Raw genomic sequence first — 1,126 nt, forward strand, 5'->3', positions numbered from 1 at the left:
TGCAGGTAAGACGCTTATCATGTGTACGGCAGCCTATGAGATGAAACGGTTGGGATTAGCCAACAAGCCGATGATTATCGGACTGAAGGCAAACGTCTTCGATATTGCCGATACTTTTAGGAAAGCTTATCCTAATGCTAAGGTACTCTATCCAGGTAAGAACGATTTTAATAAGCAGAACCGCCAGCGCATCTTCAATGACATCAAGAACAACGATTGGGATTGCATTATCCTTACGCATGAGCAGTTTGGCATGATACCGCAGGCTTTGGAGATACAAGAAGCGATTTTGCAGAAAGAAAAAGATTCTGTGGAGGAAAACCTTGAAGTACTCCGTATGCAAGGAGCAGACATCTCTCGTGCCATGCTCAAAGGTTTGGAGAAACGAAAACAGACCTTGGAAGCCAAGTTGCAGGGCATTCAAGACAGCATTGCCGAGCGCAAGGACGATGCCGTGGATTTCAAGATGATGGGCATTGACCACCTTTTTGTAGATGAAAGCCACCAATTCAAGAACTTGATGTTTAACACCCGCCACGACAGAGTGTCGGGCTTGGGCAATCCGGACGGCTCGCAGCGTGCGCTCAATATGCTCTTTGCCATTCGCACCATACAGGAGCGGTCTGGCAAGGACTTGGGCGCAACCTTCCTTTCGGGAACGACCATTTCCAATAGTTTGACCGAACTTTATCTTTTATTCAAATACTTGCGCCCGCAAGCCTTGGAGAAGCAGGGAATCAACAGTTTTGACGCATGGGCTGCAGTCTTTGCCAAGAAGAGTACCGACTACGAGTTTTCCATCACCAATGAGATTATTCAGAAGGAACGTTTCAGAACCTTCATCAAGGTACCCGAACTTGCCTCGTTCTATGCGGAGATATGTGATTTCCGTACTGCCAAAGATATTGGTATCGACAGACCCGAAAAGAATGAAATCTTACACAATATACCACCGACACCCGATCAGGAAGTTTTTATCGACAAGCTGATGGAGTTTGCCAAGAGTGGCGATGCAACACTTTTGGATAGAGAACCCTTGAGTCAAAAAGAAGAAAAGGCAAAGATGCTTATCGCCACGAACTATGCCCGCAAGATGAGCTTGGATCTACGCATGATAGACGAAAAT

The 1,126-nt window shown here is 46.2% G+C and carries 1 pseudogene; it reads left to right on the forward strand.

From position 1 onward, the window contains the following. A pseudogene (locus tag HMPREF1640_RS12035) lies at positions 1-1,126 on the forward strand (helicase); the annotation flags it as partial.

Origin of the sequence: Prevotella sp. S7-1-8 (genome assembly GCF_000758925.1) — a bacterium.
Taxonomy (GTDB): domain Bacteria; phylum Bacteroidota; class Bacteroidia; order Bacteroidales; family Bacteroidaceae; genus Prevotella.